The following is a 17,818-nucleotide window of genomic DNA, read 5'->3' as shown; positions in this document are numbered from 1 at the left end:
TGCGTCCGACGAGAACCTGCCGACGGGTCACCGGGGCGCACCCGGGAGGACGGACCGCACACCGGCTGCTCCCCCGCCGGACGAGGGGTCGCTTACCGCAGCGGGCTCCGCCGCCGATTCGACGATCGACAGGGCGTTCTGCGACATGAGCGACCCAGAGGTGTCCGTCTCTTGCAGGGACTGGGCCGCTTGAGAAAGGGCCTCGGCGTTGTGAGCGACCGTGGAGCGCAGGTTCTCGACCTGATGGCTCAGTTCGATCGCCTGCTGACGGATTTGATCGGTCAAGCGCGCCGCGGCGGGCTCGGTGCCGTTGCCGTCGACGATCTCGATGGCTCCCGGGGAGGGGAGCTCCTCGGGCACCTGGGTCAGTTGCAGCACGCGCTGCAGCGCCAGCTCGAGATTGAGGAAGATCGACTCGGCCATGGGGATCACTCGTTTCTCTGTGATCGGAATGTATGGAGGGCGGCAGTGTGCCGCGCACGGGCGTGAGCCCGGGAGCCGGTGGCCACCGCAGCGGCCACCGGCTCCGAAGGGGGTCAGGCGAAGCGGCCTGCGGCCGACTTGTCGGTCGAGGTGTAGCCCTGGGCGATCTCGTCGGTCTTGCCGGCGATCTGCTGGAGCAGCTCGTTCAGGCGGGTGATGGACTGCGTCCACTGGGCCTGCGCCTGGTCGTACGCGGTCTGCGCGTCACCGTCCCACGAGGAGCGGAGGGCGTTGACCTGCGACTCGAGCTCGTCGAGACGGGTGCGGATGCCGGAGGCACCGTTGCGGATCTGACCGGAGAGGGCGATGACCTGCTCGGGACGAACGGACATGGACTGCATGAGAGTTCCTTCTTTCGTGTCGAGCGGGGTCAGCCGAGCAGCGAGCCCAGGTTGCCGATGGTCTGCTGGTGCGACTCTTCCGAAGCCGCCTGGTCGCGCTCGGTGCCGCGCAGGGCGTCTTCGAGCGTGACGAGCACGTCGTTGAGCTTCGTCGTCTCTTCGTTCCAGCGCGCCATGAGCTGCGTGTACGAACCGGCCGCTGCGCCGGTCCAGAAACCGGCAACCTGGTCGAGCTCGGAACGGACCTTGCGGACCTGCTCGTCGATGCCGCCCTTGGCGGTGTTGACGGCTTCGGCTCCGCGTCGTAGCGCACCCTCCTGGGCCGCGATGAGATCTGCCACGTGTGTCTCCTCGATGTTCCTCCGGGCGAACCCGGGCGTTGCGGATCATGTCTGCACACGCGGGATTCGGCCCCGCGCGCGGGATCGATGAAGAACCGGAGCCCCCCACCGGGTCACGACGATATGTAAAGCGGTGCCGGGATACAAGCCACTTGCGCTTTTTCGAAGATGACAAAACTCTCATCTTTATTCCCGGTGGTGGGAGGAAAGACCGGCGCATGCCCGCAGGGTGGATACGCTGGTGCGGTTGCGGCGGCCCTGGGGTCGGTGGCGCGAGAACGAGGGGGACCGTTGAGCGCGGAAGTGATGCAGGGGCGACGTGTCGCGCTCATCGACGGCGCTGCGCGTTTCGACCTCGTCGTCCCGCTCCACGCTCGCATCGACGACGTGCTGCGGGCCGCCGGGTCCGCTTCCGATGGGTCGGTGCGCGTCGTCGGCGTCTCGGGGCGCGAGATCGACCGCTCGACTTCGATGGCCACCCTCGACGACGGAGTCGTGCTCGTGCTGGTCGACCCGCGCGCCACCGTCGCGCAGGCGACGGGGCGATCCTCGCGACCGGTCGCGTCGTCGCGCACTACGGCGGCCTGGTGGGTCATGGCGGCCGCCGGTGGCATCCTGGCTCTTATCCGCCTCATCGGTGCCGACGCCCTCCCGCCCGACGTGCGCGCGGTCGTCGCCGCCGCGGCTCTGCTGGCGGCGCTCGCCGCGGCGACCGTCTTCGCCCTCCGCGCCTCCGCTCGCACCGCGACGCTCGCTCCGGTCGTGGGTCTCCTCGCCCTCGCCTTCGGCGGAGGCGTCGCGGTCGTGCCCGACCAGCCCGCTTCGACCGAGCTGGTCGCCGTGTTCACGGGGCTCCTCGCGGGCGCCGTCGTCACAGGCGTCGTGGGAGTGCTCGGCGCGACTGACACCCTGCGCGCGCAGGGGCGCACCGCCACGATCATCGCGGCCATCCTCGCCGCCGTGTGGGGGCTCTCTCTCCTGCTACATCTCGACCCTTCGGCGCCGGCGGCGATCACCCTCGGCCTCGTCCCCGTCGCGCAGCGGGTGCTTCAGGCCAGCCTGGTCGACGTCGAACCCGGCACCTTCATCGATTACGGCCGCTTCCAGAGCACCCGCTGGACGGTGCGTCAGAACCTGCCCGAAGAGGTGCGCACGATCGAGGCCGACGACGCCGACGCCCTGGTCGAACGCTCGACCGCGCGGTTGACGGTCGGCGTCGTGATGCTCGTGACGGCGGGCGCTGCCAGCGCGTTCACGGCTCTGCCGACCTTTGCGGTCGACAACCCCGTCGTGATGGCCGGGCGCATCGCGCTGGCATCCACCGTCGTCCTCGCTCTTCTGCTCGGTTCGCGCAAGAGCACGGTGCCGTTCCTGCGCTGGGTGGCCCGCGTGGGGGCAGCCGTCGTCTTCGCGGCGGTGCTCGCGGCCCTCGTGCCGACCATCCCGTCGGGGCTCCTCGTGGTCGTGGCGGGACTCCTGCTGGTGGTGGGCCTCGGCGCCGCGCTGCTGGTGGTGCCGGTCGGGCGCGGATTGCGTTCGCTGGGGTGGTCGCGCACGGGCGACGTCTTCGAGGCGCTGGCGACGGCGTTCTCTCTTCCGGCGGGCATGTTGGCCGCCGGAGCGGTGGAGATCGCGCGTGCGATGATGGCGACATGACGCAGACGCCGCCGTTCGGCGCGCCCGCGACGGTGGGGGTGCGACTGGGTGCCTTCAGCGTCGATGCGGCCCTCGTGGTCATCTCCTCGGGCGTGGCATTCCTCCTCGGCTCCCCGGTCCTTGGCATCGCCGTGGCCGCCGAAGCGCTCCTGGGCCTGTGGATCCTCCAGGCGCGACGCGGCCTGACGCCGGGCGCCCTGCTGTTCGGCCTGCGCGCCGCGCGCGTCGACGAGCCTGTCGTCCCGGGCGCGGGGCGGGCGTTCGTCCGCGGCTCGCTCGTCGTGCTCGGCGGTCTCGTGCTGGTGGCGGGTGCCTGGGTCGTCGTGGCATCCGCCGCGTTCGACAAGAGCGGTCGGCGACGGTCGTGGGCCGATCGCGCGGCCGGAACGGTGCTGCTTTCGGTGCCCAAAGACAAGACGACGGATGCCGACGACGCCCGCGAACTGTCCGAGCCCACGGTGCACGCTCGCCCCTCCACCTCGCGCGAACCGCTGCGAGTCGACGCCGCCGTCGTCGACCTCCCCGAGGCCCCCGCGTGGGAGACGCCCCTCGTCGCGATCGACGCTCCCGCCGCCGCCGGTGAGCGGGCCCCGGTCATCGCCCCCGGTCCCGTCGCGGTGACCCCCGAGCCCGCGGCATCCGCCCCGCGCACCGAGCACGCGCAACTGCTCATCGTGTTCGACACCGGCCAGCGCGAGCAGCTCGACCTTCCCGCCGCGGTCAACTTCGGACGTGCGCCCGTTTCGAACGAGCCCGGCGACCTGCTCATCGTCGTCGACGATCCCGACCGCCTGATCTCGAAGACCCACCTGCGGCTCGAGCACGACGGCGAGAACGCCTGGGTCATCGACGCGGGGTCGACCAACGGCTCCGAGATCATCTCCGACGACGGCACGGTGCACGCCCTGCGTCCCGGAGCCCGCACGCTGCTCGAAGACGGCGCGCGCGTCCGTCTGAGCGAACGAGTCTTCACCCTGAGTCGCCTGATCGGAGGTCCGGTGTGAGCACGGGTCCGCGCATCGCCCCGCCGTCGCAGCCCAACGGACGCATCGTCCTGCAGCCGCCACCCGAGCTCGTGCCGAACGAGGGCGGCAGCGGCATCCTGACCTCCCTCCTGCCGATGCTCGGCAGTGTCGGCGCGATCGTCATGGTGACGATCTCGAACAGCGGCCCCACCGGCTTCCTCATCGGCGGCATGTTCCTGCTGTCGTCGCTCGGCTTCGTCGCGGTCAACGGCTGGCGCCAGCGCGCGCAGCGCAACGCCGAGGTGCTCGGCAACCGCCGTGAGTACCTCGCGTACCTCGCGGACCTTCGCGAGACGGTGCGCGTCGCCGCGCGCAAGCAGCGTCGTCACGGCGGCTGGATCATGCCCGCCCCCGCGGCCCTCCCCTTTATCGCCGAGGAGCGCTCGCGGGTGTGGGAGCGACAGCCGGGCGATGAGACGTTCCTGCTCGCGCGCATCGGCGTCACGGATCAGCCCCTGAGCCTGACGCTGGAGGCGCCGGAGCTTCCGCCGCTCGCCCAGCTCGACCCGGTGGCGGCCTCCGCCGCGCACCGCTTCATGCTCACGCACGAGATCCAGCGCGATCTGCCGCTGGGCTTCCCGCTCGCCGATTACGCGCGGGTCGAGCTCGTCGGCTCCGACGAAGAGGCCGTGCGCAGCCTCGCCCGCTCGCTCGTGGCGTCGGCCGCGACCCTGCACGACCCCGAGGACGTCGTCGTCGCGGTGCTGGCCGGCCCCGGGCAGACCGCCGCGTGGGACTGGGTGAAGTGGCTGCCGCACGCGATGTCGTCGCGGGTGCAGGACCGCCTCGGGCCGGCGCGCATGATCGCGGCATCCGTCGACGAACTCGTCGACATGCTCCCCGCGCAGCTCGCGTCGCGCCCGCGATTCGCCCCCGGCGCCGGAGTGACCCCGCACGTCCTGCTCATCGTCGACGGCGTCGAGATCACGGGCCACGAGCAGCTCGCGGGTCTCGAAGGGGCGCAGGGCGTCACGGTCGTCGATCTGCCCGTCCGGTGGGACGAGCTCGACGATCCGCTCAGCGCGCGCGTCGCGCTTGCAGATGCGCCCGCTCCGGTGCGGGTGCGCCGTGGTGACGAGAAGGCGCCGACCGCCACCGCGGAGTTCATCGACGGTGCGGGCCGCGCGCAGACCTTCGTTCCGGATGCCATGACGGTGGCCGAAGCAGAGGCCACCGCCCGGCGGCTCATGCCGCTGCGCCCCGCCCCGATGGTCGTCGTCGATGCGCCGACGACGCAGGGGCAGCTCGAGCTGACCGAACTGCTCGGCCTTCCCGACGTGCGTTCGGTCGACTTCGACCGCGCGTGGGCTCCCCGCCTCGAGCGCGATCGCCTGCGCGTGCCGATCGGCCAGGAGCCCTCGGGAGCGCCGCTGGTGCTCGACCTGAAGGAGTCGGCGTCGCAGGGCATGGGCCCGCACGGCGTGATGGTCGGCGCGACCGGTTCGGGCAAGTCCGAGGTGCTGCGCACCCTCGTTCTCGCGCTGGCGATGACGCACTCGCCCGAGCAGTTGAACTTCGTGCTCGTCGACTTCAAGGGTGGTGCGACGTTCGCCGGCATGGCCGAGATGCCCCACGTGTCGGCGGTCATCACCAACCTCGGCAGCGAGCTCGCGCTCGTCGACCGCTTCCAGGACGCGCTCCAGGGTGAGGTCGTGCGCCGCCAGGAGCTGCTGCGCGCCTCGGGCAACTTCGCCAACGTCGGCGAGTACGAGGCCGCGCGCCGCGGTGGCCGTACCGATCTCGCCCCGCTTCCGGCCCTGCTCATCGTCGTCGACGAGTTCTCCGAGCTGCTGACCGCGAAGCCCGAGTTCGTCGACAGCTTCCTCAACATCGGTCGAGTCGGCCGCTCGCTGCACGTGCACCTGCTCCTCGCGTCGCAGCGACTCGAAGAGGGCAAGCTCCGCGGCCTCGACACGTACCTGTCGTACCGCATCGGTCTGCGCACCTTCTCGGCATCCGAGTCCCGCACGATCATCGGCACCCCCGACGCCTATACGCTCCCGCAGGAGCCGGGCGTCGGCTTCCTCAAGAGCGACACCGAGAACCTCGTGCAGTTCCGTGCGGCGTACGTGTCGGGGCGTCCCAAGGGCGTCGCCGGCGTCGCGGTCGACGAGTTCGGCGGTACGTCTTCGGGTCCGGCGCGCGTGGAGGTCTTCACCGCGCTCGCGCAGCCCGACGACGACCAGGCCGATGAGACTCCGGATGCCGCGCCCGCGGCCATCGCGGCACCGGTGGCCGAGAAGCGCTCGACGTTCCAGATCGCCGTCGACCGCATGAAGGACCGCGGACCCGAGGCCCACCAGGTATGGCTCCCGCCGCTGGCCCAGCCGTCGCCGCTCGACGCCCTCATGCCCGACCTCGCCGAAGACCCGACCCTCGGGCTGGTGTCGAAGCGCTGGCGCGACGCCGGGGCGCTCACGGTGCCGATCGGCGTCGTCGACATCCCGCTCGAACAGCGCCGCGACAACCTCACCGTTTCGCTCGGCGGGGCGGCCGGTCACGTCGCCATCGTGGGCTCGCCCCTCAGCGGCAAGTCGACGCTCGCCCGCACGCTCGTCTCGGCCCTCGCGCTGACGGGCACGCCGCAGGAGTTCCAGTTCTTCGTGCTCGACTTCGGCGGTGGAGGGTTCACCGCGATGCAGCAGCACCCGCACGTCTCGGGCGTCGCGACGCGCACCGAGCCCGAGGCTGTGCGACGCGCCGTCGCCGAGGTCGAGGCCGTGCTCGACGCGCGCGAGCAGTACTTCCGCCGCAACGCCGTCGACTCGATGGACACCTACCGTTCGCGTCGGCGCGAAGGCCGGCTCGACGACGGCTTCGGCGATGTCTTCCTCGTCGTCGACGGCTGGTCGACGCTGCGCTCGGAGTTCGAGCCGCTCGAGGCGCGCGTGCAGACCATCGCCGCGCGAGGACTGAGCTTCGGCGTGCACGTGGTCGTCACGGCCAACCGGTGGCTCGAGATCCGCGCGAACCTCAAGGACCTCATCCAGACGCGCGTCGAACTCCGCCTCGGCGACCCGACCGACTCCGACGTCGACCGCAAGCAGGCCGCGAACGTCCCGGTCGGTCAGCCGGGACGCGGACTCAGCCCGACCAAGCTGCAGATGCTCACGTCGGTCCCGCGCATCGACGGTTCGGACGATGCCGCGACCATCGCCGACGGCGTGTCCGACATGATCGCCAAGGTCTCCGCCGCCTGGCACGGCGAACCCGGTCCGAAGCTCCGGCTGCTGCCGGAGGAGATCTCGCTCGACGAGGTGCGCGCGCTCACCGAACCCGGCGACGGTCGACTGCTGCTGGGCATCGAAGAGGCGCAGCTCTCGCCGTTCGGCATCGACCCCCGCGTCGAACCGCACCTGTTCGTCTACGGCGACTCGGGAATGGGAAAGTCATCGTTCCTGCGGGCGACGGCCGCCGAGATCCAGCGCCTGTACACGCCGGCCGAGGCGAAGATCTTCGTCGTCGACTACCGCCGCGCCCTGCTGGGCGAGATCCCCGACGACTACCTCGGGGCCTACCTGACCTCGCACGACCTGGCCACCGGCGGCATGAACGACCTCGCGCAGTACTTCTCCACGCGGATCCCCGGTCCCGACGTGACGCCCGCGCAGCTGCGCGAGCGCAGCTGGTGGAAGGGAGCCGAGGGCTTCATCCTGGTCGACGACTACGACCTCGTCGCCACCAGCCAGGGCAACCCGCTCGCAGTGCTCCAGCCCCTGCTCGCCCAGGCGGGCGACCTCGGCCTGCACGTCATCCTGACGCGGCGCTCCGGCGGCGCCAGCCGTGCGGCGTACGACCCGATCATCCAGCGCTTCACCGACCTGGGCGTCACCGGCATCCTGCTGGGCGGCAACCCCGAAGAGGGAGCGCTCATCGGGCGCGTCAAGCCCGAGCGCGCGGCTCCCGGCCGTGCGCAGATCGTCAGCCGCGAGCACGGACTCGTGGCCGCGCAGCTGGCGTTCTCACCGCCCGCGCACTGACTGACGTTCTCTCCTGAGCCGCCGCGGCATCCACGACGGATGCCGCGGCGGTCTCTGTCCCGCCCGTCCGGGGGCCACGCCTTCTCCACAGTCGCCCTGTCGTCCCCGGTCGTCCCCCGACGGATGCCGGGGCGGTGTCGGTGTCGGTGGCCCGGGTTACCGTTGTCGGGTGACTTATCCCGGCGCCGCCTCCGAGCCCTACGCCGACTCGCCGCCCGAGCCGTTCGACGTCCCCGACGACCCGTACGCCGGCGCCGACTGGGACCCCGATCTGTTCGGGCCGCCCGACGACTTCGACGGCCCGCCCCCGCCGGTCGATCCCACGTCGGCCTTCGCCCGGGCGGCGGCCGCGACGGGCACCGCGCGCGAACTGCCCGCGGTGCGCGACTTCACCGGGCGCGATCCGCGCGAGGTGCTGCACGAGGTCTACGGCTACGACGCCTTCCGCGGCGACCAGGCAGACATCGTGCAGCACGTGGTCGACGGGGGCGACGCCGTCGTGCTCATGCCGACCGGTGGCGGCAAGAGCGTCACCTACCAGGTGCCCGCGCTCGTGCGCCCGGGCACGGGCCTCGTCGTCAGCCCGCTCATCGCTCTGATGCACGACCAGGTCGAGGCGCTCATCGCCAACGGCGTGCGCGCGGGCTACCTCAACTCCACCCAGGCTCCGGCCGAGCGTCAAGCCGTCGAGCAGGCGTATCTCGCGGGCGAGCTCGATCTGCTCTACGTCGCTCCCGAGCGCCTCAACGGGGCGCAGACCCTCGGCCTGCTCTCGCGCGGGCGACTGAGCGTCATCGCGATCGACGAGGCGCACTGCGTGTCGCAGTGGGGCCACGACTTCCGCCCCGACTACCTCGCCCTGGGCGATCTTGCCGAGCGCTTCCCCGGCGTTCCTCGAATGGCTCTCACGGCCACGGCGACGCCCGAGACGGCGCAAGAGATCGTCGAGCGTCTGCGCCTGCGCGACGCTCGGGGGTTCGTGGCGAGCTTCGACCGGCCCAACATCCAGTACCGCATCGACGCCAAGGTCGACCCGCGACGCCAGCTCGTGCAGTTCATCCGGTCGCAGCCCGAGGGCTCGGCCGGCATCGTCTACGCCCTCAGTCGCAAGACCGTCGAGCAGACCGCCGCCTACCTGTCGTCGCAGGGGCTCAACGCCCTGCCGTACCACGCGGGTCTCGACTCGTCGGTGCGGGCGACGCACCAGTCGCGCTTCCTCCGTGAAGACGGGGTGGTCATGGTCGCCACGATCGCCTTCGGTATGGGCATCGACAAGCCCGACGTGCGCTTCGTCGCCCACATCGACCTGCCCAAGTCGGTCGAGGGGTACTACCAAGAGACCGGTCGCGCCGGTCGCGACGGTGACCCCTCGGTGGTCTGGATGGCCTACGGCCTCGGCGACGTCGTGCAGCAGCGGCGCATGATCGACCAGTCGCCCGGCGACCGCTCGTACAAGATGCGGCTCGGCCAGCACCTCGACGCGATGCTGGCACTGTGCGAGACGGTCGGCTGCCGTCGGCAGAACCTTCTCGACTACTTCGGGCAGCGATCCGAGCCGTGCGGCAACTGTGACACGTGCCTCACCCCTCCCGACACCTGGGACGGCCTCGTCGCCGCGCAGAAGCTGCTGTCGACGATCGTGCGTCTGCAGCGCGAGCGGGGCCAGGCCTTCGGCGCGGGCCACCTGATCGACATCCTGCGCGGAGCCAAGACCGAGCGCATCTCGCAGCAGGGGCACGACCGCCTCAGCACCTACGGACTCGGCGCCGACCTGAGCGATCAGGACTGGCGCAGCGTCATCCGGCAGCTGCTCGCCCGCGGCATCGTCGTCGCGCAGGGCGACTACGGCACGCTCGCGCTGAGCGAGGCCTCGGCCGGCGTGCTGCGCGGCGAGACGCCGGTGCCGCTGCGACGCGATGCGCTCGGCCGCACCGGCGGTGGGGGTGGCGGCGGCAGCCGGCAACGGAAGTCGAGTGCCGATGACGTGGCCCCCGGCGACCGCGACCTGTTCGAGGCGCTCCGCGCCTGGCGCGCCGAGAAGGCGCGCGAGCAGGGCGTGCCGGCCTACATCGTCTTCGGTGACGCGACCCTGCGGGCGATCGCCGCTGCGCGGCCGGCTGCGATCGCCGATCTCGACGGCATCACCGGCATCGGTGCGAAGAAGCGCGAGGCGTACGGCGACGGCATCCTGACGGTGGTCGCCGCGAACTGACCTCCGCACGGGTTCCGGTCCCTTCGACAGGCTCAGGGACCTCGCTCGGCGGAGGCGGCGGCGATTGTCGAAGCCACCGCGAACTGACCTCCGCACGGGTCCCGGTCCCTTCGACAGGCTCAGGGACCTCGCTCGGCGGGGGTGGCTGAGCTCGTCGAAGCCACCGCGAACTGACCTCCGCACGGGTCCCGGTCCCTTCGACGGGCTCAGGGACCTCGCTCGGCGGGGGTGGCTGAGCTCGTCGAAGCCGCTGCGAACTGAGCTCCGCACGGGTCCCGGTCCCTTCGACGGGCTCAGGGACCTCGCTCGGCGGGGGTGGCTGAGCTCGTCGAAGCCGCTGCGAACTGAGCTCCGCACGGGTCCCGGTCCCTTCGACGGGCTCAGGGACCTCCCTCGGCGGGAGTGGCTGAGCTCGTCGAAGCCACCGGTCACGCGCGATCGCTCAGCCCTCTCACGGGAATGTTGACCACCCACAACGACCTCTCGCAGCGGGGCCCGCGAGTGTTGTGCGTATCGCACAGGAGGTTTGGGCTGTCGTTGTGGGACACCTACCGTAAGAGACGTCCTTTGCAACGTCGAAAGGTGCCGAGAATGACCGACGCCGCCGTCCGTCCCACCACGCCCGCCACGAGCACGCGTACGCCCGTCGGGGGTGCGCCCACCGCGCCGCACTCCGCCGCCGAGGCCTCCGAGGCGCGTATCGATACCGAGCGGGTCACCGACCTGCTGCTCGGCACCTGGGGCGACACCCGCCGCCAGGCGCGCGAGCTGATCAAGGATCCCGCCCTCTGGCGCGACGACAGCCTCGGCATGGATGCGCACCGCGAGCGCACCCTCAGCCAGCTGCACCTGCTGGTGCAGAACAAGGCCGTGCACCGCGCCTTCCCGAAGCGTTTCGGGGGCGAAGAGAACAACGGCGCCAACATCGCCGGCTTCGAAGAGCTCGTGGCCGCCGACCCGAGCCTGCAGATCAAGTCGGGCGTGCAGTGGGGTCTGTTCGGCTCGGCGGTGCTGCAGCTGGGCACGCGCGAGCACCACGACAAGTGGCTCCCGGGCATCATGAGCCTCGACATCCCCGGCGCCTTCGCGATGACCGAGACCGGGCACGGCTCCGACGTGTCGGCCATCGGCACGACCGCGACCTACGACCCCGCGACCGAGGAGTTCGTCATCCACACGCCGTTCCGCGGTGCGTGGAAGGACTACCTCGGCAACGCGGCCCTGCACGGCAAGGCAGCGACGGTCTTCGCCCAGCTCATCACCGACGGCGTCAATCACGGCGTGCACTGCTTCTATGTGCCGCTGCGTGACGACGAGGGGAACTTCCTCCCCGGCATCGGCGGCGAGGACGACGGCCTCAAGGGCGGTCTGAACGGTATCGACAACGGCCGACTCCACTTCGACCAGGTGCGCGTCCCGCGTACCAACCTGCTGAACCGCTACGGCGACGTCGCCGCCGACGGCACCTACTCGAGCGACATCGCCAGCCCCGGTCGTCGCTTCTTCACGATGCTCGGCACGCTCGTGCAGGGTCGCGTGTCGCTCGACGGTGCAGCGGCATGGGCCTCGGCCATCGGCCTCACGATCGCCATCACCTACGGCAACCAGCGTCGTCAGTTCGACTCCGGCAGCGGCACCCCCGAGGTGACCCTGCTCGACTACGGCAAGCACCAGCGTCGCCTGCTCCCGCGTCTGGCCACCACCTACGCGCAGATCTTCGCCCACGACGAGTTCCTGCAGAAGTTCGACGGCGTCTTCAGCGGCCGCCTCGACACCGACGCCGACCGCGAAGACCTCGAGACCCTCGCCGCGGCCCTCAAGCCGCTGTCGACCTGGCACGCGCTCGACACCCTGCAGGAGTCGCGCGAGGCGTGCGGCGGGCAGGGCTTCCTCTTCGAGAACCGCCTCGTGGGCCTGCGCGCCGACCTCGACATCTACGTGACGTTCGAGGGCGACAACAACATCCTGCTGCAGCTCGTCGGCAAGCGACTGCTCGCCGACTACGCCCGACAGTTCAAGGGCAAGGACGCCAAGCAGCTGGCCGCCTTCGCGGTCGGTCAGACCGCGGGCAAGCTGTTCCACGGCGCGGGCATGCGTCAGCTCGGCCAGGCCGTGTCCGACTTCGGCTCCACCGCCCGTGCGGTCGAGCGGGGCCTGCGCGCCGAGCAGCAGCACGAGCTGCTCGCCGACCGCGTCCAGCAGATGATCGCCGACATCGCGGGGCGCCTGCGTCCGGCATCCAAGCTCTCACGTGAAGACGCGGCGGCGCTGTTCAACGAGAACCAGGCGCAGCTGATCGAAGCGGCGCGCGCGCACGGCGAACTGCTGCAGTGGGAGGCGTTCACCGACGCCATCAACCGCATTACCGACCGCGACACGCTCACGGTGCTCACCTGGCTGCGCGACCTCTTCGGCCTGCAGCTCATCGAGAAGCACCTCGCCTGGTACCTCATCAACGGCCGCCTGTCCGCGCAGCGCGGGGCCGCGGTATCGAGCTACATCGACCGCCTGTGCCGTCGTCTGCGCCCGCACGCGCAAGACCTGGTCGACGCGTTCGGCTACGGTCCCGAGCACATCCGGGCGTCGATCGCCTCGGGTGTCGAGGACGACCGCCAGAACGAGGCGGCCGCGTACTACGCCGAGCTGAAGGCGTCGGGCAAGGCTCCCGTGCCGGAGAAAAAGCCCGCCAAGTAATCCATCCGCACGAGAGCAGGCCGATCCACGACGGGTCGGCCTGTTCTCGTGTCGGCCCCGTTCGCGGGGCAGGACGAGGCTCCGGATGCCGCGGTGTCGGAGGTCCCCTCTAGCCTGGGTCCCATGACCGATCTCGTGACCGGAGCCGACGGCATCCGGCGCTGCGCCTGGGCGGGCACCGACGCCGAGTACCAGCGCTACCACGACGAGGAGTGGGGCACGGCGCTGCACGGCGACCGCCGCCTCTTCGAGAAGACGAGTCTCGAGGGCTTCCAGGCCGGGCTCGCCTGGATCACGATCCTGCGCAAGCGCCCGCGCTTCCGCGAGGTGTTCCACGACTTCGATCCGGCGGTGGTCGCCGCCTTCGGCCCCGACGACGTCGAGAGATTGATGCAGGATGCCGGGATCATCCGCAATCGCGCCAAGATCGAGGCCGTGATCGGCAACGCCGGCCTGGTCGAAGGCATGGCCGACGGCGAGCTCGACGCTCTGATGTGGTCGTTCGCGCCGGTGGCGCACACCCCTCCCCGCACGTTCGCCGACGTGCCTGCCGTCACCGCCGAGTCGACCGCCTTGAGCAAAGAGCTGCGGCGCCGGGGTTTCCGCTTCGTCGGGCCCACCACGATGTACGCGCTCATGCAGTCCGCGGGCATGGTCGACGACCACGTCGCGGGGTGCTGGCGCGCGGAGGCGTGACGCCCCGCTAGACTGGTCTCATCGGGAGCCTTCGCTCCCTGCGTCGTCGAACGCACCGGCCCCTTCTTTCGGGCCTTTGACCTTCACGGCGAACGGATGCGCCACTCGGCGCCTTCGCCCACTTGGCCGCAGCTTCGCGGCATCCCGAATCGCCGTGCGCGCGTGCGCCGCGGCAGGAGTATTCATGACGTCCCAGACTTTCGCCGACTTCGGCGTGCCCGCCCCTCTCGTCGACGTTCTCGCCTCGCAAGGCAAGAACGACGCGTTTCCCATCCAGGCCGACACCCTGCCCGACACCCTGGCCGGCCGCGACGTGCTCGGCCGCGGCAAGACGGGCTCGGGCAAGACCCTCGCCTTCGCGCTGCCCCTCGTCGCCCGCCTCGCCGGCAAGAACGACCGCCGTCGTGGCCGCAAGCCCCGTGCGCTCGTGCTCGCCCCCACCCGTGAGCTCGCCAACCAGATCGACGAGGTCATCAAGCCCCTCGCCGCGGCCTACGGCCTGGTCACCACCACCGTCTACGGCGGCGTGAACCAGAAGCGCCAGGTCGACGCGTTCGCCGGAGGAGTCGACATCCTCGTCGCCTGCCCCGGTCGCCTCGAAGACCTCATCGGTCAGGGCTACGCGAGCCTCGACGACATCGAGATCACCGTGCTCGACGAGGCCGACCACATGGCCGACCTCGGCTTCCTCCCCGGCGTGACGCGTCTGCTGTCGCGCACGCCCGCCGGTGGTCAGCGCCTGCTGTTCTCGGCCACCCTCGACAACGGTGTGGACAAGCTCGTCAAGCGCTTCCTGCGCAACGAGGTGCTGCACTCGGTCGACGAGGCGCACTCGCACGTCGCGGCGATGACCCACCACGTCTTCGCTCCCGCCGACGCCGACGCCAAGAAGGACCTCGTGCAGACGCTCGCCTCGGGCACCGCGCGCCGCATCCTCTTCATGCGCACCAAGCACCAGGCCAAAAAGCTCGCGAAGGCCCTCACGGCCGCGGGCATCCCCTCGGTCGACCTGCACGGAAACCTGTCGCAGCCGCAGCGCGACCGCAACCTCGCCGCCTTCGGCGACGGACGCGCCAAGGTGCTCGTCGCCACCGACGTCGCCGCCCGCGGCGTGCACGTCGACGGTGTCGAGCTCGTCGTCCACGTCGACCCGCCCGTCGAGCACAAGGCGTACCTGCACCGCTCGGGCCGTACCGCCCGTGCCGGCACCGCCGGTGACGTCGTCACGATCATGCTCCCCGAGCAGCGTCGCGACACCCTCGACATCCTGCGCAAGGCCAAGATCTCGGCCACGCCCACGGCCGTGACCCCGACCTCTCCCGAGGTCGTCGCGCTCGTCGGCGAGGTCGCCGCCTACGTCAAGCCCGAGCCCATCGTGGCCCAGCCGCAGGGCGGCGGTCGCTCGCAGGGTGCCAACGCCCAGCGCAAGCGCGCACAGCGCACGCAGGGCGCGGATGCCGTGGCTCCCGCCGCCGGTGGCGGTCGCCAGCGCCGCGGTCGGGGTGGCAGCGCCCAGGGTACCGACGCTCCCGCCGCCGGTCGCGCCCCGCAGGGTGGTCGTGGCCAGGGTCAGCGTTCCTCCGGCGCGGGCCGCGGCCAGTCGGCCGCCGGTGGTCAGCGCACGGGTGCGGGTCGTTCGCAGGGCGCCGGCCGCTCGGCATCCGGAACCCCCACGACCGGCATGGTCGTCGGAGCACGCAGCCCCCGCACCAACCGTCGCGCCCAGGGCTGAGTCGATCCTCCCGATGCCCCCGCAGATCCGTCTGCGGGGGCATCGTCGTCTCCGGCCGCAGCTGCCGTCGTGCGGATGCGGACGACGCCGCGCCGGATGCCGAACGCCGATGAGCGGCGTGTCACCCGTCGGATCCGAACGACGGCGCCTCCCGATCCGTCCCGCCTCGCGAATGTCGGAGGTCTCCGCCACACTGGGGTCGATCCCGAGGAGACGCCCATGACCGAATCCGACGCCCACGACGTCATCCGCGTGCGCGGCGCCCGCGAGAACAACCTGAAGAACGTCGACCTCGACGTGCCCAAGCGTCGGCTCACGGTGTTCACCGGGGTCAGCGGGTCGGGCAAGTCGTCGCTCGTGTTCGGAACGATCGCGGCCGAGTCGCAGCGGCTCATCAACGAGACCTACCCCACGTTCGTGCAGCAGTTCATGGGCGAGCTGTCGCGGCCCGACGTCGACGCGCTCGAGAACCTCAGCGCCACCATCCGCGTCGATCAAGAGCGCATGGGCGCCAACGCGCGCTCCACGGTCGGCACGGCCACCGACGTGCACGCGATGCTACGCGTGCTGTTCAGCCGGATCGGGCAGCCGCACGTCGGCTCGTCGCAGGCGTTCTCGTTCAACGTCCCGTCCATCTCGGGCGCGGGTGCAGTGACCATCGCGACCGGTGCGAAGAAGGGGCAGAAGGAGCGCCGCTCGTTCGAGATCACCGGCGGCATGTGCCCCGAGTGCGAGGGACTCGGTCAGGTCAGCGACATCGACCTCGGCCAGCTGGTCGACAAGACGCTGTCGCTCAACGCCGGCGCCATCCTCGTGCCGGGCTACACCGCCGACGGCTGGATGGTGCGCGTCTTCAGCGAATCGGGCTTCTTCGACGCCGACAAGCCGATCGAGCAGTTCACCGAGCAGGAGCGCAACGACTTCCTGTACCGCGAGCAGACCAAGATCCGCATCGCGAACACCAACATGACCTACGAGGGCCTCGTGCCCAAGATCACGAAGTCGATGCTGCAGAAAGACCGCGACGCGCTTCAGCCGCACATCCGCGCCTTTGTCGACCGCGCGGTCACCTTCGTCGCCTGCCCGGCGTGCGAGGGCACCCGGCTCAACGAGGGTGCGCGCTCGTCGCGCATCGACGGAGTGAACATCGCGGATGCCGCGGCCATGCAGATCACCGATCTCGCCGCCTGGGTGCGCACGGTCGACGATCCGTCGGTCGCGCCCCTCGTGCAGGGCCTTCGCGAGACGCTCGACTCATTCGTGCACATCGGTCTCGGTTACCTGTCGCTCGACCGCGCGAGCGGGACGCTGTCGGGCGGTGAGGCGCAGCGCACGAAGATGATCCGGCACCTCGGGTCGAGCCTCAGCGACATCACCTACGTCTTCGACGAGCCCACGGCGGGGCTGCACCCGCACGACATCCAGCGCATGAACGAGACGCTCCTGCAGCTGCGCGACAAGGGCAACACCGTGCTCGTCGTCGAGCACAAGCCCGAGGTCATCGAGATCGCCGATCACGTGGTCGACCTGGGCCCGCGAGCGGGGCGTGCGGGCGGCACGATCCAGTTCGAAGGAGATGTCGCGGGGCTCCGTGCCTCCGACACCCTCACCGGGCGCTTCCTCGACCATCGGGCCCAGCTGCGTGAGAAGGTCCGGTCGGCCACCGGGTCCATGCCGATCCGTGGCGCGACCCAGCACAACCTCCGGGGCGTCGACGTCGACGTGCCTCGGGGGGTCTTGACCGTGGTCACGGGGGTCGCCGGCTCCGGCAAGTCGTCTCTCATCCACGGCAACCTGCCCGCGTTCGACGACGTCGTGGTCGTCGACCAGACCGCGATCAAGGGATCACGGCGCAGCAGTCCCGCCACGTACACCGGCATCCTCGACGCCGTGCGCGCGGCCTTCGCGAAGGCAAACGGAGTCAAACCCGCCCTCTTCAGCGCGAACAGCGAGGGTGCATGCCCGGCCTGCCGCGGCCTCGGCGTGATCGTCACGCAGTTGGGCTTCCAATCGACGGTCGAGACCGTGTGCGAGCTCTGCGGCGGAACGGGCTTCTCCGATGACGTGCTCGAGTACACCCTCGACGGCAAGAACATCGCCGAGGTGCTCGCGATGTCGGTCGACGAGGCGGCCGAGTTCCTCACGAAGGGGCCGGCCGCCGCGGTGCTCGGTCGCCTCCGCGACGTCGGGCTCGGCTACCTGACCCTCGGCCAGTCGCTGAGCACCCTGTCGGGAGGCGAGCGCCAGCGGTTGAAGCTCGCGATCTCGATGGCGAAAGCGGGTGCCGTCTACGTGCTCGACGAGCCGACCACCGGCCTGCACCTCGCCGACGTCGACACGCTGCTGCGGCTGTTGGACCGCCTGGTCGACGACGGCAACACCGTCGTCGTCATCGAGCACCACCAGGCCGTCATGGCCCACGCCGACTGGATCATCGACCTCGGTCCGGGGGCGGGCCGCGATGGCGGCTCGATCGTGTTCGAGGGGACACCCGCGCAGCTCGTCGAGCAGCGCTCGACCCTGACGGGCGAGCATCTCGCGCGCTACGTCGGCGCCTGAGAGGAGCCCCGGTCCCTTCGACAGGCTCAGGGACCTTCCTCGAGGGAGCGGAGGAGTCTGCCGGACGCCCGGTCCCTTCGACAGGCTCAGGGACCTCCC

At 70.8% G+C, this 17,818-nt stretch carries 11 protein-coding genes; 8 read left to right on the top strand and 3 right to left on the bottom strand.

Annotation, left to right across the window (positions count from 1 at the left end):
- Positions 1-27 precede the first annotated feature (27 nt).
- The 3 genes from ABXS86_RS08795 to ABXS86_RS08785 all read right to left on the bottom strand — a co-directional run bounded on the left by ABXS86_RS08795 (position 28) and on the right by ABXS86_RS08785 (position 1,165).
- Positions 28-423 (bottom strand): hypothetical protein, encoded by a 396-nt coding sequence (locus ABXS86_RS08795; RefSeq protein WP_144830139.1) that lies wholly within the window; start codon positions 421-423, stop codon positions 28-30.
- Positions 424-536: 113 nt separating this feature from the next.
- Positions 537-824: a WXG100 family type VII secretion target gene (locus ABXS86_RS08790; protein ID WP_230704084.1), complete on the bottom strand. Its 288-nt coding sequence runs from the start codon at positions 822-824 to the stop codon at positions 537-539.
- Between the two features lie 29 nt (positions 825-853).
- On the bottom strand, positions 854-1,165 hold the full coding sequence (locus ABXS86_RS08785) for a WXG100 family type VII secretion target (protein ID WP_353664166.1): 312 nt from the start codon (positions 1,163-1,165) through the stop codon (positions 854-856).
- A gap of 291 nt (positions 1,166-1,456) precedes the next feature.
- Here ABXS86_RS08785 and ABXS86_RS08780 point away from each other — a divergent pair, with 291 nt between their 5' ends.
- From ABXS86_RS08780 to ABXS86_RS08745, 8 genes are all read left to right on the top strand, one after another.
- The gene (locus ABXS86_RS08780; RefSeq protein ID WP_353664165.1) at positions 1,457-2,821 is read left to right on the top strand and encodes a hypothetical protein; all 1,365 of its coding nucleotides are present in this window, start codon (positions 1,457-1,459) and stop codon (positions 2,819-2,821) included.
- Entirely contained in the window at positions 2,818-3,825 is a 1,008-nt protein-coding gene (locus tag ABXS86_RS08775; protein WP_353664164.1) for an RDD family protein, read from the top strand. Before ABXS86_RS08780 ends, ABXS86_RS08775 begins: the two co-directional genes overlap by 4 nt.
- Positions 3,822-7,826 carry a type VII secretion protein EccCa gene (gene eccCa, locus ABXS86_RS08770; protein WP_353664163.1) on the top strand — a complete coding sequence of 1,335 codons (4,005 nt, stop codon included), beginning with the start codon at positions 3,822-3,824 and terminating at the stop codon, positions 7,824-7,826. The genes ABXS86_RS08775 and eccCa overlap by 4 nt, the downstream gene beginning before the upstream one ends.
- Positions 7,827-7,995: 169 nt before the next feature.
- Complete coding sequence (gene recQ, locus ABXS86_RS08765; RefSeq protein ID WP_353664162.1) at positions 7,996-10,038, top strand: DNA helicase RecQ; 2,043 nt, start codon at positions 7,996-7,998, stop codon at positions 10,036-10,038.
- Positions 10,039-10,629: 591 nt separating this feature from the next.
- Positions 10,630-12,732, top strand: coding sequence for an acyl-CoA dehydrogenase (locus ABXS86_RS08760; protein ID WP_353664161.1), 2,103 nt, complete (start codon positions 10,630-10,632; stop codon positions 12,730-12,732).
- A 123-nt stretch (positions 12,733-12,855) separates the two neighbouring features.
- Positions 12,856-13,428, top strand: a complete 573-nt coding sequence (locus ABXS86_RS08755; protein WP_353664160.1) for a DNA-3-methyladenine glycosylase I — start codon at positions 12,856-12,858, stop codon at positions 13,426-13,428.
- A gap of 184 nt (positions 13,429-13,612) precedes the next feature.
- A complete protein-coding gene (locus ABXS86_RS08750; protein WP_353664159.1) occupies positions 13,613-15,160 on the top strand; it encodes a DEAD/DEAH box helicase in 1,548 nt (515 codons plus the stop codon).
- Positions 15,161-15,379: 219 nt separating this feature from the next.
- Complete coding sequence (locus ABXS86_RS08745; RefSeq protein ID WP_353664158.1) at positions 15,380-17,719, top strand: excinuclease ABC subunit UvrA; 2,340 nt, start codon at positions 15,380-15,382, stop codon at positions 17,717-17,719.
- The last annotated feature ends 99 nt before the right edge of the window (positions 17,720-17,818 follow it).

Origin of the sequence: Microbacterium sp. che218, assembly GCF_040436305.1 — a bacterium.
In the GTDB taxonomy this organism is placed as follows: Bacteria; Actinomycetota; Actinomycetes; order Actinomycetales; family Microbacteriaceae; genus Microbacterium; species Microbacterium algihabitans.
Note: the sequence above shows the minus strand (reverse complement) of the source record. Positions and strands in the feature narration are given on the sequence as shown.

Excerpts from the sequence above, each read along its gene's own strand:
- ABXS86_RS08795 (WP_144830139.1), bottom strand. The coding sequence starts at position 423 with ATGGCCGAGTCGATCTTCCTCAATCTCGAGCTGGCGCTGCAGCGCGTG.
- ABXS86_RS08790 (WP_230704084.1), bottom strand. The coding sequence starts at position 824 with ATGCAGTCCATGTCCGTTCGTCCCGAGCAGGTCATCGCCCTCTCCGGT.
- ABXS86_RS08775 (WP_353664164.1), top strand. The coding sequence starts at position 2,818 with ATGACGCAGACGCCGCCGTTCGGCGCGCCCGCGACGGTGGGGGTGCGA.
- ABXS86_RS08760 (WP_353664161.1), top strand. The coding sequence starts at position 10,630 with ATGACCGACGCCGCCGTCCGTCCCACCACGCCCGCCACGAGCACGCGT.
- ABXS86_RS08755 (WP_353664160.1), top strand. The coding sequence starts at position 12,856 with ATGACCGATCTCGTGACCGGAGCCGACGGCATCCGGCGCTGCGCCTGG.
- ABXS86_RS08750 (WP_353664159.1), top strand. The coding sequence starts at position 13,613 with ATGACGTCCCAGACTTTCGCCGACTTCGGCGTGCCCGCCCCTCTCGTC.
- ABXS86_RS08745 (WP_353664158.1), top strand. The coding sequence starts at position 15,380 with ATGACCGAATCCGACGCCCACGACGTCATCCGCGTGCGCGGCGCCCGC.